The 15,248-nt window shown below is 32.1% G+C and carries 19 protein-coding genes, 1 pseudogene and 1 riboswitch; of the genes and pseudogenes, 18 read left to right on the top strand and 2 right to left on the bottom strand.

Features of this window, described 5'->3' with window-relative positions:
* Positions 1–199: 199 nt before the first annotated feature.
* The 5 genes and pseudogenes from MUA60_RS11920 to MUA60_RS11900 form a co-directional block, all read left to right on the top strand.
* Positions 200–388, top strand: a pseudogene (locus MUA60_RS11920) (universal stress protein); the annotation flags it as partial.
* A 33-nt stretch (positions 389–421) separates the two neighbouring features.
* Complete coding sequence (locus tag MUA60_RS11915) at positions 422–958, top strand: transposase (RefSeq protein ID WP_262647992.1); 537 nt, start codon at positions 422–424, stop codon at positions 956–958.
* Positions 955–1,830 carry an IS3 family transposase gene (locus MUA60_RS11910; protein ID WP_316964792.1) on the top strand — a complete coding sequence of 292 codons (876 nt, stop codon included), beginning with the start codon at positions 955–957 and terminating at the stop codon, positions 1,828–1,830. The genes MUA60_RS11915 and MUA60_RS11910 overlap by 4 nt, the downstream gene beginning before the upstream one ends.
* 175 nt (positions 1,831–2,005) lie before the next feature.
* On the top strand, positions 2,006–2,743 hold the full coding sequence (gene aroD / locus MUA60_RS11905) for a type I 3-dehydroquinate dehydratase (RefSeq protein WP_037588809.1): 738 nt from the start codon (positions 2,006–2,008) through the stop codon (positions 2,741–2,743).
* A gap of 128 nt (positions 2,744–2,871) precedes the next feature.
* Positions 2,872–3,411 (top strand): nitroreductase family protein, encoded by a 540-nt coding sequence (locus MUA60_RS11900; protein WP_126476604.1) that lies wholly within the window; start codon positions 2,872–2,874, stop codon positions 3,409–3,411.
* Positions 3,412–3,462: 51 nt separating this feature from the next.
* On the opposite strand, the gene MUA60_RS11895 is transcribed toward MUA60_RS11900, so the two are convergent.
* Positions 3,463–3,783, bottom strand: coding sequence for a thioredoxin family protein (locus MUA60_RS11895; RefSeq protein WP_262648391.1), 321 nt, complete (start codon positions 3,781–3,783; stop codon positions 3,463–3,465).
* 141 nt (positions 3,784–3,924) lie between these two features.
* Between MUA60_RS11895 and MUA60_RS11890 the strand changes: the two genes are divergently transcribed.
* From MUA60_RS11890 to MUA60_RS11850, 9 genes are all read left to right on the top strand, one after another.
* A complete protein-coding gene (locus MUA60_RS11890; protein ID WP_025904366.1) occupies positions 3,925–4,278 on the top strand; it encodes an arsenate reductase family protein in 354 nt (117 codons plus the stop codon).
* A 67-nt stretch (positions 4,279–4,345) separates the two neighbouring features.
* Positions 4,346–4,726, top strand: a complete 381-nt coding sequence (gene gcvH, locus MUA60_RS11885) for a glycine cleavage system protein GcvH (RefSeq protein ID WP_025904367.1) — start codon at positions 4,346–4,348, stop codon at positions 4,724–4,726.
* Positions 4,727–4,829: 103 nt separating this feature from the next.
* Positions 4,830–5,234, top strand: a complete 405-nt coding sequence (locus MUA60_RS11880) for a toprim domain-containing protein (protein WP_262648390.1) — start codon at positions 4,830–4,832, stop codon at positions 5,232–5,234.
* Entirely contained in the window at positions 5,191–5,514 is a 324-nt protein-coding gene (locus tag MUA60_RS11875; protein WP_025904369.1) for a thioredoxin family protein, read from the top strand. Before MUA60_RS11880 ends, MUA60_RS11875 begins: the two co-directional genes overlap by 44 nt.
* Before the next feature lie 29 nt (positions 5,515–5,543).
* A riboswitch (SAM riboswitch) is annotated at positions 5,544–5,650 on the top strand.
* Between the two features lie 76 nt (positions 5,651–5,726).
* Positions 5,727–6,752: a methionine ABC transporter ATP-binding protein gene (locus MUA60_RS11870; RefSeq protein ID WP_262648389.1), complete on the top strand. Its 1,026-nt coding sequence runs from the start codon at positions 5,727–5,729 to the stop codon at positions 6,750–6,752.
* Complete coding sequence (locus MUA60_RS11865; protein WP_262648388.1) at positions 6,745–7,440, top strand: methionine ABC transporter permease; 696 nt, start codon at positions 6,745–6,747, stop codon at positions 7,438–7,440. The genes MUA60_RS11870 and MUA60_RS11865 overlap by 8 nt, the downstream gene beginning before the upstream one ends.
* A 12-nt stretch (positions 7,441–7,452) precedes the next feature.
* Entirely contained in the window at positions 7,453–8,274 is an 822-nt protein-coding gene (locus MUA60_RS11860) for a MetQ/NlpA family ABC transporter substrate-binding protein (protein WP_262648387.1), read from the top strand.
* A gap of 129 nt (positions 8,275–8,403) precedes the next feature.
* Positions 8,404–9,009: a short chain dehydrogenase gene (locus MUA60_RS11855; RefSeq protein WP_262648386.1), complete on the top strand. Its 606-nt coding sequence runs from the start codon at positions 8,404–8,406 to the stop codon at positions 9,007–9,009.
* A gap of 208 nt (positions 9,010–9,217) precedes the next feature.
* Positions 9,218–10,770 (top strand): IS3 family transposase gene (locus MUA60_RS11850; protein WP_262648385.1). Its coding sequence is split into 2 segments (ribosomal slippage): positions 9,218–9,892 and positions 9,895–10,770, totalling 1,551 coding nucleotides; the frame shifts between segments, so codons are not numbered across the junction.
* A gap of 66 nt (positions 10,771–10,836) precedes the next feature.
* Here MUA60_RS11850 and MUA60_RS11845 read toward each other — a convergent pair.
* The gene (locus MUA60_RS11845; protein ID WP_025904374.1) at positions 10,837–11,070 is read right to left on the bottom strand and encodes a hypothetical protein; all 234 of its coding nucleotides are present in this window, start codon (positions 11,068–11,070) and stop codon (positions 10,837–10,839) included.
* A 339-nt stretch (positions 11,071–11,409) separates the two neighbouring features.
* Here MUA60_RS11845 and sufC point away from each other — a divergent pair, with 339 nt between their 5' ends.
* Genes sufC through sufU form a run of 4 tightly spaced genes read left to right on the top strand, consistent with a single transcriptional unit; the run spans position 11,410 to position 15,238 of the window.
* Positions 11,410–12,189 carry a Fe-S cluster assembly ATPase SufC gene (gene sufC / locus MUA60_RS11840; RefSeq protein WP_025904375.1) on the top strand — a complete coding sequence of 260 codons (780 nt, stop codon included), beginning with the start codon at positions 11,410–11,412 and terminating at the stop codon, positions 12,187–12,189.
* Between the two features lie 35 nt (positions 12,190–12,224).
* A complete protein-coding gene (sufD, locus tag MUA60_RS11835) occupies positions 12,225–13,541 on the top strand; it encodes a Fe-S cluster assembly protein SufD (protein ID WP_262648384.1) in 1,317 nt (438 codons plus the stop codon).
* 25 nt (positions 13,542–13,566) lie between these two features.
* The gene (locus tag MUA60_RS11830) at positions 13,567–14,808 is read left to right on the top strand and encodes a cysteine desulfurase (protein ID WP_262648383.1); all 1,242 of its coding nucleotides are present in this window, start codon (positions 13,567–13,569) and stop codon (positions 14,806–14,808) included.
* The gene (sufU, locus tag MUA60_RS11825) at positions 14,798–15,238 is read left to right on the top strand and encodes a Fe-S cluster assembly sulfur transfer protein SufU (RefSeq protein WP_048540200.1); all 441 of its coding nucleotides are present in this window, start codon (positions 14,798–14,800) and stop codon (positions 15,236–15,238) included. Before MUA60_RS11830 ends, sufU begins: the two co-directional genes overlap by 11 nt.
* The last annotated feature ends 10 nt before the right edge of the window (positions 15,239–15,248 follow it).

The raw sequence follows: 15,248 nt of genomic DNA, 5'->3' as shown, positions 1-15,248 counted from the left end.
ATCGAATTCATAAGGAGAGTGAAGTTCTCCAGTTTTTATTACGGATTCTTTGACCCTAAAATCTATTCGGAGTACTTCTCTCTTCTACTATTTCATATTCTTAAAATAACTACCAACGGTAAGATAAAGAATATAAAAAAGTAGCGAAGCTCATCTACCGTCGTAGATTACTTCGCTACTAATCTTAGTATGTTTCCATGAGCAAAACATTAAATATAAAATTGAATTTGCGAAAGGGAATCCTAAAACGGAATTAGTGCATAGAGCTAATAGTGGTGATTTTGATATCGTTGTGTTGAGTAATAGAAAAGCAGAAGACACAGATAAAATGGTATTAGGAAGTGTTAGCCATAAAGTCGCTAAAAGTGATGTGAACCCAAATATTTGAACTAAACAAATCAAAATATTGGGGTGCATTCTAATGAGGAAAAAATATGAATTTAAATTCAAACTAAAACTTGTAAAAGAATATTTAGAAGGACATCAAAGTTATAGAACAATTGCTTTAAAATATGGTATTTCAAGTTGGTCTGTCCTTCGGATTTGGGTCAATCAATATAAAGAGTTTGGAGAAGAAGGTTTAGAAATAAAAAGTAGAAATACTGTTTATACTAGCGAATTTAAATTATCTGTTTTAAAATTTAGACAAGAAAATATGTTGTCTTATCAAGATACTGCGAATCACTTTAGAATTATTAATCCTATTATCATTGCCAATTGGCAACATCAATTTGATGAAAAGTGTCGTCTTGATATAGATAATAAACAAAAGGGACAATCTCACACTATGACTAAAAAACGATCTAAATCAGATAATAAAAATTTACCTTTAAATGAAAATGAACGTGAAGAACTTGAAAGACTTAGAAATGAAAATGAGACGTTAAAGGCAGGTATAGCTTATCAAAAAAAGTTACAAGCCTTGACCGACATTTACGGAAGCAAAAATCAGAAATAGTAAAGGTCATTAAGGAACTAAATGAAACATATAATATACGATTAAGTATCTTATTTAAAGTCGCTCAAATAGCTAAATCTGTATACTATTATTGGATAAATAAATTTAGTAAAGCTGATAAAGATGAAACATTGATTCAAGTAATAAAAGAAATATGTGAAGAATCAAACTATACCTATGGTTATCGTCGTATTACACAAGCACTAAGAAATAGAGGTCTTATCGTAAATCATAAAAAAGTACTAAGAATTATGAAAGAACATAATCTAACTTGTACAAAGTTCACACATAGAGGTCGTAAGTATCGTTCCTTTAAAGGTAAAGTTGGTAAAGTAGCTCAAAATATATTAAATCGTAGATTTAAAACAAGTCTCCCATTTCAAAAAGTCGTAACAGATATTACAGAGTTCAAATTAATGAATGGTCAGAAATTATATTTATCACCTTTTATGGACTTATATAGTTCAGAGATTATCAGCTTTAAAATCTCAAGTCGTCCTACATTAGATATAGTCATCAATCCATTAAAAGAAATGATAAAGCGTCGTCCAAACCTAGATCATCGTTTAACGATTCATTCAGATCAAGGCTGGCATTATCAACATTCACAATACACTAGATTATTAAAAGACCATAAAATATTTCAGAGTATGTCTAGAAAAGGTAATTGTCTAGATAATTCAGTTATGGAAAACTTTTTTGGGTTACTTAAACAAGAAATGTATTATGGCCAAGAATTTAAAGATTTTCAGGACCTTGAACAAGCTATTCATCGATATATCGATTTTTATAATAACGAAAGAATCAAATCAAAATTAAAAGGCTTATCTCCCAAAAATTACAGGAGACAAACCTTTGAAATAATATACTAATTAAGGTTTAGATTTTTGGGTTCAGTACAAAGAGCTAAAATTCCTGTATTAATTGTTAAGTAGTAAGCACATATTGATTTAAGTAATAGATTTCTTGAATCATCATGCATCGTTTCATAGAAAAAAGTCCTCGACTCATGTAAAATGAAAATAGAAGCATATTGGAGGAATGACTATGACTGATGGACAAAAGAAAGCGTTTCCGTATATCGTTGCAACGATTTCATTAGAAACTCAAGATGATATTGAAAAAACAGTGCAAGAACTCAATGCTCATAAGGATTCAATAGATATTGTTGAATTTAGAGCAGATACTTTAAAAAATACTTCAATTGAAAATATTAATGAAACATTAGAGAAATTTAAAAGTGCATATCATGATGCGCCAATTCTGTTCACTTATCGTTCAGTAGGACAAGGTGGTCATGGCGACTTTGATCATGAAACATATTACAAAATTATGCAAGATATTATATGTAACAAAAAAGCTGAATACGTCGATATTCAACTCGATACGTATGAAGATAATCTTATGAATTGCATTACGAAAGCTCAGCATAATGATGTTAAAATTATTATTTCACATCATGACTTTAAATCAACACCAGACGTTGAAGAAATGTTTGTCACATATGAGAAAATGGCAGAATTAGGTGCAGATATTGGTAAACTAGCTGTGATGCCACAGAACGAACGCCATTTATTATCGATGTTAAATGCTATGAATAGAGCTTTTCATAAGTTAGATATTGATGTAATTGGTATATCTATGGGTGAATTAGGTAAGATGACAAGAATAACTGGTGGTATGTTTGGATCTAAATTTACTTATGGTTTCGTAGGTAAAGAAGCAGCACCAGGTCAAATTCATGTTAAAGATATTAAAGAACAGTTAGCTTTATATCAAAATTAATCACTGTATTATGCATAATAATGATGAAGCGAGTGTAGAAATCTTTAGGATAATTCTAGATTTCTATCTCGCTTCTTTATTTTATGATACAATTGATAATAATTATCAATGAATTAGGAGTGTAAATAATGGAATTAAAGAAAGCGATTGAAGAAAGAAGAAGCGTCAAAAAATATGATTATGATATGTATATAGACGAAGAAAAAGTATTTTCTTTAGTTGATTTAGCAACATACGCACCTAACCATGGTATGAGAGAACCTTGGAGACTAGTGTATATCAATAAAAAACAAATTCCTGAATTTGCAGAAGAAGTTGCACAATCAGCATTTGTTAATGATCCAGCTAAACAAGAAAAATATATCAATAAAGTGACTAAAGTTGGTGGCATGTTTGTCATCTTGTCAAAAAGAGACTCAAGACAAAAAGAAAATCTTGAAAATCAAATGGCAATCGGCGCATTTGTACAGAATTTAATGTTATTGATGCATGATGAGGGAATGGGTTCATGTTGGAAAACACCTGCATTTATATTTAATCCATCATTTAGAAAAACAGTCGGCGCTCAGGATGATGAAGATGTATGTGGATTTTTATATTTAACTGAAAAAGACTCAAGTGTAAAAGCTGCCGAAAGAAAAAATAAATCATTAATCACTGAATGGTAATAACAAAACCCACAACTGAGATCTTATACTCAATTGTGGGCTTTAATATGATTATTTTAAGTTCTCAGCTAAGAACGCTTTAACATCTTCTGGTGTTTTTGCGTTTGCTGAATGTAAGTGTGCAAGTTTTTCGTTGTTTTTAAATACTAATAAACTTGGTATTCCCATTACATCATTTTCGGTTGCTGCTTCTGGAACTTGGTCACGATTGATTTGATACCAATTGTATTGATTGTATTCATCGATGATAGGATCGATCCATTGATTCATTCTTGTGCAATCTGGACACCAATCTGCGAAGAATTTAACGACAACTGGTTCATCGCTTTGTGTAATTTCTTCAAATTCAGTATATTGACTTATTGTTCTCATATTTATTCTGCTCCTTAGAAATAATGATTATAAGGTAAGTATATCTTATTTCTAATATTTAAAAAAATATTTAACTCATTACTACATGTTCTGTACTAATATTGTTATAATGAAATTAAATAGACATATGGAGGTAAAGACATGATAAAATTTTATCAATATCCTAATTGTACAACTTGTAAAAAAGCAGCAAAGTTCTTAGAAATGAACGGTGCCAGTTTTGAACCGATTGATATTACTCAATTAACACCAACAGCTAAAGAATTAAAAGATATCATTGATGGGACAGACATCAATGTTAATCAATTATTTAATACTCGAGGCGCTAAATATCGCGAATTGGGATTAAAAGATAAAATGGATGATTTATCAGACAACGAAAAGTTTGATTTATTAGCATCTGATGGCATGTTAATTAAAAGACCTTTAGCCGTTTTAGGAAATAAAGTGACACTTGGATTTAAAGAAGACGAATATCGTCAAACTTGGTTATAAAAATAGTTGCTTGAATAATGGCTTTATGTCATGATTATAATTGAATTACATATAGGAGGGGATTACTTTGACAGTGCCTAGTGAGTTAAAATATTCAAAAGAACATGAATGGGTAAAAGTAGATGGAGATATCGTAACAATCGGTATTACTGATTTTGCTCAATCAGAATTAGGGGACATCGTGTTTGTTGAGTTACCAGAAGAAGGTGACGAATTAACTAGTGGAGATTCATTCGGTAGTGTAGAATCTGTTAAAACAGTTTCTGAACTATATGCACCACTTTCTGGTAAAGTCGTTGAAGTAAACGAAGAACTAGAAGATAGCCCTGAGTTTGTTAATGAATCATCATATGATAAAGCTTGGATGGTCAAAGTTGAACTATCTGATAAAGCTCAATTAGATGAATTATTAGATGCAGACGCTTATAGCGAAATGATAGGTGAATAACATAACATTAAACTCCACGATACTGATGTGTCATGGAGTTTTTTTAAAATATTTATCATGAAACTGAACTGTAATACTATCTCATTTGTAGAAGGTGATATTCATGGCGATGATTAAAAAGATTATAATCGTAGAAGGTATTTCTGATAAAAAACGAGTGGAAGAAGTATTAAATGATCATGTTCATATTATTTGTACCCATGGAACGATGGGGGTCGAAAAAATGGATGAGCTACTAGAAGAAATATACGGTTCTCAAGTGTATGTCTTAGTAGATCAAGATAAGGAAGGTAAGAAAATTGGAAAATGGTTTAAGAAATTTGTGAGTGAAAGCCAGCATATTTATATTGATTCTACATTTTCTGAAGTAGCGCGCTGTCCAAGACAATATTTAGCGAATGTGTTAAACTATCATGGTTTTATAGTTAAGAATGATTTTGTATTGAAAGGGAAGTATCGTTACCATGAAACACACAGAAATATTGAACGATATATACAAGCATTTTGATAAAGATATCCATTTATTATTTGGATATACGCCAACATGTGGAACGTGCAAAATATCAGAACGCATGTTAGATATTGCAAACGAAGTTTCACAATTACCTATTAATAAGTGTGACTTAAATTTTTATCCAGAATTCTGTAAAGAATTTGAAATCATGTCAGTACCCGTACTTTTTATCATGCATAAAGATCAAGTTATCCGTCGAATCTATGCCTTTCAGTCTGTTCCGTATATATTAGAGAATATTCAAAAAGTTATTGACGATAAAAACTTATCATGATAGTATGAATTTAATTAAATACGTAATAACTCTTATCAAGAGTGGTGGAGGGATGTGCCCTTTGAAGCCCGGCAACCGTCATATAAATATGAAATGGTGCCAATTCACAAAAAGTGTTAACTTTTGGAGATGAGAGAAAGACAAATTTTTGACGCCTTTCTCTTATTTTAAGAGTGAGGCGTTTTTAATTTAGAGATTAGGAGGCAACAGATTTGATCGAGTTAAATAAAGTTGTTAAAACTTTCAAAACAAAAAAAGGTGACATAACAGCTGTTGACCATGTTGACTTAAAAATAGATAAAGGAAGTATATATGGTGTAATTGGATTTTCTGGTGCAGGTAAAAGTACACTTATACGTATGTTTAACGGCCTAGAAACACCTACTGAGGGAGAGGTAATTGTAGACGGTGCAAACATTGGACAATTATCGAAACAAGACCTTAGATTAAAAAGACAAAAAGTAAGCATGATTTTCCAACATTTCAACTTACTTTGGTCTAGAACAGTTAAAGATAACATCGCATTTCCATTAGAAATCGCTGGTGTATCTAAAAGTGAAATTGATGAGAGAACTAAAGCACTCATCAAAAGAGTTGGTTTAGAAGGACGCGAAAATGCCTATCCTTCACAACTATCAGGAGGGCAAAAACAAAGAGTAGGTATTGCCCGTGCACTTGCTAATGACCCACATGTCTTATTATGTGACGAAGCAACAAGTGCACTCGATCCGCAAACTACTGATGAAATATTAGATTTGTTAGTAGATATTAATAAAGAACTGGATTTAACAATCATACTGATTACACATGAAATGCATGTCATTAGAAAAATTTGTGACCATGTAGCAGTCATGGAAAACGGTAAGTTTGTTGAAGAGGGAGAAGTTATTAACGTATTTAATAACCCTCAAACTTATGTTACACAACGATTTGTTAAAGATGATCTTAAAGCAGATGATTTACAAAGAACTTTACAAGACTTTAAGAAAGAACAACCAAATGGTGAAATTTGGAAGTTAAACTTCGTTGGTGGAACAAGTTCTGATCCAGTATTAGCGAAAATTATAAAAACTTATAATATCGATATTAACGTTATCGAAGGTGACGTTAAATTAACTCAAAACGGTACATTTGGACATATGATCGTTCATTTACCTCAAGGAGATTATTCTAAAGAAACAATTAAGCAAGAATTGAATAATCTAGGCGTGAAAGTAGAGGTGAACGTAGGTGAATAAATCATTTGGAGATATCATAACAGAAATGGTCACGATGCCTAACGTACGATGGGATGCTGTATGGGAAGCATTGTATGAAACGTTATATATGACGATTATTTCTACAGTATTTACTTTAGTATTTGGATTAATCTTAGGAACTTTACTATTTTTAACATCAAGAGGAACATCTAAAAGTTCACGTGTATTTTATTCAATCGTTTCATTTGTCGTGAACCTATTTAGAGCTATTCCATTTATCATATTAATATTATTATTACTACCATTTACGGACATTTTACTAGGTACAATTAGTGGACCTAAAGGCGCTTTACCAGCATTGATTATTGGTGCATCACCATTTTATGCGCGACTTGTTGAAATCGGCATGAAAGAAATTGATAAAGGTGTTATTGAAGCGGCAGTTTCAATGGGTGCTACTACTTGGACAGTCGTTCGAAAAGTATTAATAAAAGAATCATTACCTGCTTTAGTATCGGGTATCACAGTTACAGCCATTGCTTTAGTTGGATCAACTGCTATAGCCGGTGTAATTGGTGCAGGTGGTTTAGGTAACTTAGCTTACCTAACTGGATTTACACGAAATCAAAATGACGTCATTTTAGTTTCAACAATCTTTATTTTAATTATTGTTTTTATTATCCAATTTATTGGAGATTTAATTGTAAAAAGAATTGATAAACGTTAAGGAGTGTTTTAAATGAAAAAAGTATTTGGGTTATTATTTATTTCGATTTTAACAGTCGTGCTAGTAGCTTGTGGTGGCGGTAGTGGCGACAAGAAAGAAAAGAACGAAACAATTAAAATTGGTGCATCACCAGCACCTCATGCTGAAATTTTAGAAGAAGCTAAACCACTTCTTAAAAAAGAAGGTTATGACTTAGAAATCAAGACAATCAATGATTACACAACACCTAACAAATTATTAGACAAAGGTGAACTTGATGCAAATTTCTTCCAACATACACCATACTTAAAAACTGAATCAAAAGAAAAAGGATATAAAATTGAATCAGCAGGTAACGTACATTTAGAGCCAATGGCAGTTTACTCTAAAAAATACAAAAAATTATCTGACTTACCAAAAAATGCAACAGTTTATGTATCGAACAATCCAGCAGAAGAAGGTAGATTCATATCATTCTTCGTTAAAGAAGGATTAATCAAAATCAAAGACGGCGTTAAACCAGTTGACGCAACATTTGATGACATCGTAGAAAACAAGAAAAATATTAAATTCAACAATAAACAATCAGCAGAATTTTTACCTAAATCTTATCAAGCAGACGAAGGTGACGCTACAATCATCAACTCTAACTTTGCAATCGAACAAGGATTAAATCCACTTAAAGATTCAATTGCAGTTGAAGGAAAAGATTCACCATACGCAAACTTAATTGCAGTTCAAAAAGGTCATAAAGATGACAAAGAAATTAAAGCTTTAATGAAAGTCTTACAATCTAAAGAAATTAAAGACTTCATCAACAAGAAATATGACGGAGCTGTAATTCCAGCGAAATAAGAAATTATAAAAACATCTAGCCATAAGGTTAGATGTTTTTTGTATTATTACTCATCTTTGGGCATTATGTTTGTGTATGCTTTCATTTATAGATAAAATTTATTTAATTAATTGAAAAGGTGGTAAATTATGAAGATTATATTAGTTGGTGCTAATGGTACTATTGGGTCAGCAGTGGCAGAAGAACTTGCGTCAAACGGACATGAAGTTGTGAAAGTTGGACGTAATTCAGGTGACTATCAAATGGATATGTCTAATATAGAAGATATTAAATTAATGTTTGAACAAATTCAAAATGTAGATGCAGTTGTTTCTACTGCAGGTGCAGCGAATTTTGATGATTTATCTGACTTAACACCTGAATCAAATGAAGTTGCTGTTACAAGTAAATTACTTGGACAAATCAACTTAGTACTGATCGGACAACATTATATTAATGATGGCGGAAGTTTCACATTAACAACTGGTGTGATTATGGACGAACCAATCAAAGGTGGCGTTTCATCAGCAATGGCTGGTGGTGGTATTCAAGCATTTGTGAAATCAGCTGCATATGAATTAAAACGTGATTTAAGAATTAATAATGTAAGTCCAAATGTAATTGAAGAAGCACTCGAAGATTATGGTGATTTCTTTAAAGGTTATCAAGCAGTCCCAGCTAAAAAAGCCGCTAAAGCATACTTGAAAAGTGTAGAAGGTATTCATTCCGGTCAAACATACCGAGTTTATGAATAATATTTGATAAAAAGCAGTCGATCTCCCTTTGTAAACGGAGAGTCGACTGCTCTTTGTTTTAGTAGAGATGAAAATATGGTCAAGGTGCACGAAGACTGGTAGATATCGTGCGATAGGGTATAAAAATAGTGTATAACTCACGAAGATTGTGTATTATTCCCTATAGAGTAGACATTAAAAAAACTAAAACTCTATAGGGGGTATTTTTATGTATAAAACTAGACTACCTGTTAAACTGTATCAGGAAATCTTCGATTTGCATGAAAAGGGTTATTCCTTTCAAAATGTAATTGATAAGTTAAATTTAGATATTAGTGATAGTGTGATTCGATTTAAATATAAAGTGTATAAGCAACATGGTATAACAGCACTTATAAATAAGAAACGAAATAAAATCTATACACGCGAATTTAAAGAAAAAGTTGTTAAAGAATATCTAGAGACTAATAAGACGTATTCAGATCTAGCATCCTATTACAATATTTCACATCATGCTACTTTAAAAAATTGGGTGGTAAAGTATACTGAAGGAAAGGAAAATAAATCTTATTTTCCATATCTGGAGGTAGACACTATGAATACTAGAAAAACAACATTTGAAGAGAGAATTGAAATAGCTAAATATTGTATTGAAAATAATAGAGACTTTAATAAGACAGCTGAAAAGTACCAAGTTAACTATTCACAAGTCTATAATTGGGTAAAAAAGTATGAAAAACATGGTGATATTGGTTTAGTAGATGGTAGAGGTAAAGGAAAACCAGTTGAAGCTTTAACTAGAGAAGAAGAACTTGAATTAAAAATAAAAGCACTTGAACAAAGAAATAAATTTCTCCAAATGGAGAATGAGGTATTAAAAAAGCAGGAAGAAATAGAGAGGCAGTTGATGAATCGAAAATCAAGCAAATAGCAGCATACAAGACAATCGAAGCATTAAAAGATAAGTATCCAATCAAATGGATATGCGCCGCACTTGAAATATCGAGAGCAAGTTATTATAAATGGAAAAACAGAGAGGTTTCAGAATCTGAAAGATTCAATAACGAATTAAAAGATGAGATTTTCAGGATTTATCATGAACATGATGGCATATATGGATATCGAAGAATTTATATTTATCTGAGATTATATACTAAATTCCAGGTTAATCATAAACGCGTATATAGAATTATGAAGAAGTATGGATTAAAAGCTGTCATTAGAAAAAAGAGAAGGCAATATAAACTTAGTAAGCCAGAAATCACTTCTCAAAATATCCTAAACAGAAAATTTACAACAAGTAAAGTTAATAAGGTCTGGTTAACAGATGTGACAGAATTTAAATTGAAAAATGGATTTAAAGTGTATTTAAGCGCTATTTATGATTTAGGTGCTAAGAAAGTCATCAGCCATGTAGTCTCATCTCAAAACAATAATAAGCTTGTATACGATACCTTTAACAAAGCCATAATTAAAAGAAATACCGAAGGCATTATATTTCATAGCGACAGAGGATTCCAATATACGAGTGTTCTATTTAGAGAGATGATTAAAAATGCTTCTATGAAGCAAAGCATGTCTCGTGTAGGTAGATGTATTGATAATGGTCCTATGGAAGGCTTTTGGGGGTTACTCAAATCAGAGGTATTCAAAGACAAATCTCAAACATTCAATGATATAAAACGCGCCACAAAGCAAATAAATGAATATATAAAATTTTATAATTCTAAAAGAATTTCATTAAAAATGGCTGCGCTTATAAAAGCACAGCCAACATATTGATTACTTTTTTTAGTGTCTACTTGACAGGGTTATGTTCACTGAGAGATATCGTGCGCTAATCAATTCTTAAATATATCCGTTAAAGAAATAAATGATGAGCATAAATACGGCGATGGCATATAAAATGATACCGACAAATCTGTAATTTCTAACGTTGAATGTAGCAATTGTAACAATTGTAGCAGCTGTTAATAATGTGTTTAAAAGACTACTCAAATTAATAACATTGACTAAATTTAATAAAAGTATAAATGCACATATTGCACTTATAACGAATGCAAATTGTTCATAGCGTTTCATGTAATTTTCCTTTCATAAATTGCATATTTATTTATCTTCATTATAGTATATATTAGATAGAAAGGCATTCGGAAGACGTTGAAATAGAATATTTATAAATTGAGAATTAATTGAAATGATTATCATTTGAAAAACATTTCAGAAAAATAGTTTATATGAAGAGTTTCTTCTATATAAATAAAGCGAAAATGTTTATTTGCCCGTGTAACTACGTTATAATATTAAGGGTAAAGATTCACAGCAAACTTTGACGTTACATTAAAATTATTATAAACTAGAAAAGATAATGTAGGGTTATCTTTTTTAAATGTGAATAAATTCTCTGGAGGGAAAAATAATATGGCATCAATATTAGAAATCAAAGATTTACACGTAGAAATCGAAGGTAAGAAAATTCTTAAAGGTGTAGATTTAACTATTAAACAAGGTGAAATCCACGCAATCATGGGACCTAACGGTACTGGTAAATCAACTTTATCATCTGCAATCATGGGCCATCCTAGTTATGAAGTAACACAAGGTGAAGTACTTCTTGATGGTGAAAATGTATTAGAAATGGAAGTTGACGAGCGTGCGCAAGCTGGTTTATTCCTAGCTATGCAATACCCATCAGAAATTTCTGGTGTAACAAATGCTGATTTCTTACGTTCTGCTATCAATGCTAAACGTGAAGAAGGCGACGAAATTAACTTAATGCAATTCATTAAGAAATTAGATAAACAAATGGATCTATTAGAAATGGACCAAGATATGGCTCAAAGATACCTAAACGAAGGTTTCTCTGGCGGTGAGAAGAAACGTAACGAAATTCTTCAATTAATGATGTTAGAACCTAAATTTGCAATTTTAGATGAAATTGACTCAGGTTTAGATATTGACGCATTAAAAGTTGTATCAAAAGGTATTAACAAAATGCGTGGAGAAGACTTTGGTTGTTTAATTATTACTCACTATCAAAGATTATTAAACTATATTACACCTGACTTTGTACACGTTATGATGCAAGGTAGAGTTGTTAAATCAGGTGGCGAAGAATTAGCAAAACGTCTTGAAGCAGAAGGTTACGAGTGGATTAAAGAAGAACTTAACATTAAAGACGAAACAATTAACGCTGAATAATATATGATCATGATAGTCAAGTAGGAGGAGTATAAATGGCAACTGAAACAAAGTTAAATATTAACGTAGAAGACTTAGTTAATTATTCAGCATCTCAAAATGAACCACAATGGATGACTGATTTAAGAAAAGAAAGTTTTCAAAAATTAGATACATTAAAAATGCCTAAACCAGACAAAACAAAAATTGACAGATGGGATTTTGATTCATTCAAAACACATGCTGTTACAAGTGAAACATTTGATACTATCGACAATTTACCAGAATCAGTTCGTAAAATTATCGATACTGAAAATGCTACAAACTTAATTGTTCAACATAATAATACACCTGCTTTTACTAAAGTAGATGAAAAATTAGTCGAACAAGGCGTTGTAATTAAAGATTTAAAAACAGCTTTAATTGAAAATAGTGATTTAGTACAAAAATACTTCATGACAGATGCAGTTAAAGTTGATGAACATAGATTAATAGCTTTACACGCAGCACTAGTTAACGGTGGTGTATTTGTATACGTACCTAAAAATGTTGTTGTAGAAAATCCTGTTCAATACGTTGTATTACATGATGATAGCGATGCAAGTTTCTTCAACCATGTGATTATCGTAACTGAAGAAAGTGCAGAATTAACATACGTTGAAAACTATTTATCTACAGTATCTTCAAACGAAGGTCAATTAAACATCGTTTCTGAAGTAATTGCTGGTGCAAACTCAAACATTACTTACGGTACAGTTGATTTCATGGATAAAGGCTTTACTGGTCACATTATCCGTCGTGGTACAGCAGCAGCTGATGCGACAATCGATTGGGCTTTAGGTTTAATGAATGACGGTAGTACAATTAACGACAACACGACTTATTTAATGGGTGACCGTTCAAACTGTAACTTAAAAACAGTCGTAGTTGGTCGTGGAGAACAAAAACAAAACTTCACAACACAAATCATTCAATATGGTAAAGAATCTAATGGTCACATATTGAAACATGGTGTTATGAAAGATAGTTCTTCTTCTATCTTTAATGGTATTGGATACATCAAACACGGTGGTACTAAAGCAGATGCGCAACAAGAATCTCGTGTTCTTATGTTATCTGAAAAAGCACGTGGAGATGCAAACCCAATCTTATTAATTGATGAAGATGATGTAACAGCAGGACACGCAGCTTCAGTAGGTAGAGTAGATCCAACTCAACTTTATTACTTAATGAGTAGAGGTATTTCTCGTGAAGAAGCAGAACGTTTAGTTATTCACGGTTTCCTTGACCCAGTTGTATCTGCATTGCCAATCGAAGACGTTAAACGTCAATTACGTGAAGTTATTGAATTAAAAGTAACAACACAAATATAAAAAAGGCACAGAAAGGTCTGATAATGTGGCCGAATCAACATTTAATGTAGAAAAAATTATAAAAGATTTCCCGATATTAGAACAACAAGTTAACGGTAGTAGACTCGTGTATTTAGATTCATCAGCCACAAGTCAAACACCTACTCAAGTCACTGATAGCATTGTAGATTACTACAACCGTTATAACTCTAATGTTCACCGAGGTGTGCATACACTAGGTACACTTGCTACGGATGCTTATGAAAAAGCACGTGAAACTGTTAGAAGATTTATAAATGCACAATATTTTGAAGAAGTTGTATTCACAAGAGGAACTACAACAGCAATCAACTTAGTTGCGCATAGTTACGGTGATGCAAATGTTTCTGAAGGTGATGAAATTGTCGTCACACAAATGGAACATCATGCGAATATCGTGCCATGGCAACAGCTTGCTAAAAGAACAGGTGCTAAACTCAAATTTATTCCAATGTCAGAAGGTGGCGAACTTGAAAGAGAGGCAATTGAAAGTACGATCAATGATCGAACTAAAATTGTCGCAGTCGCTCATGTGTCTAATGTATTAGGTACAATCAATGATGTTAAATATATTGCAGAAGTCGCACATCGTCATAATGCTGTTATAGCAGTAGATGGTGCACAGTCAGCACCACATATGAAAGTGGATGTTCAAGATTTAGATGTAGACTTCTTTAGCTTTAGTGGCCATAAAATGTTAGGCCCTACTGGTATAGGTGTCTTATATGGTAAACGTGATTTATTAGATAAGATGGAACCAATCGAATTTGGTGGAGATATGATTGATTTTGTTGGATTAGAAGATGCAACATGGACAGACTTACCAACGAAATTCGAAGCTGGTACACCGCTTATTGCTGAAGCAATTGCTTTAGCTGAAGCGATTAAATATATTGATGCTATCGGTTTAGATAACATTCATCAACATGAGTATGATCTTGTGAATTATGCTTACAATGAAATGTCTAAAATTGATGGACTTGAAATATATGGACCTACTCCTGATAAAAGAGCTGGATTAATTACATTTAATGTAGAAGGTGTTCACCCACATGATTTAGCAACAGCATTAGATTCTGAAGGCGTAGCTGTAAGAGCAGGTCACCATTGTGCACAACCATTAATGAAATGGTTAAACCAATCATCAACAGCAAGAGCAAGTTTCTATATTTATAATACTACTGAAGATGTTGACCAACTCATTCAGGCACTAAATGGCGCGAAGGAGTTTTTCTCTTATGAATTTTAACAATTTAGATCAACTATACCGTTCTGTCATTATGGACCACTATAAGAATCCTCGTAATAAAGGCGTTCTTGAAGATGGCTCTCTAACAATAGATATGAACAATCCGACATGTGGAGATCGCATCCGCTTAACATTAGATGTAGAAGATAATGTTATTAAAGATGCTAAGTTTGAAGGTGAAGGTTGCTCTATTTCAATGTCTAGCGCATCTATGATGACTGAAGCGGTTAAAGGTCATACAATCGAAGAAGCATTAGAAATGAGTCAAGAATTCTCAAACATGATGCTTGGTGAATCCTACGAAATTACAGAAGAAATGGGCGATATAGAAGCACTATCAGGTGTATCTAAATTCCCAGCAAGAATCAAATGCGCTACTTTAGCATGGAAAGCATTTGAAAAAGGAACAAAAGAGCAAAATAATGCGTAACTTTTGAAAA

This window comes from Mammaliicoccus sciuri, assembly GCF_025561425.1.
Lineage (GTDB): Bacteria > Bacillota > Bacilli > Staphylococcales > Staphylococcaceae > Mammaliicoccus > Mammaliicoccus sciuri_A.
This window is presented reverse-complemented; position numbering and strand designations above follow the sequence as displayed.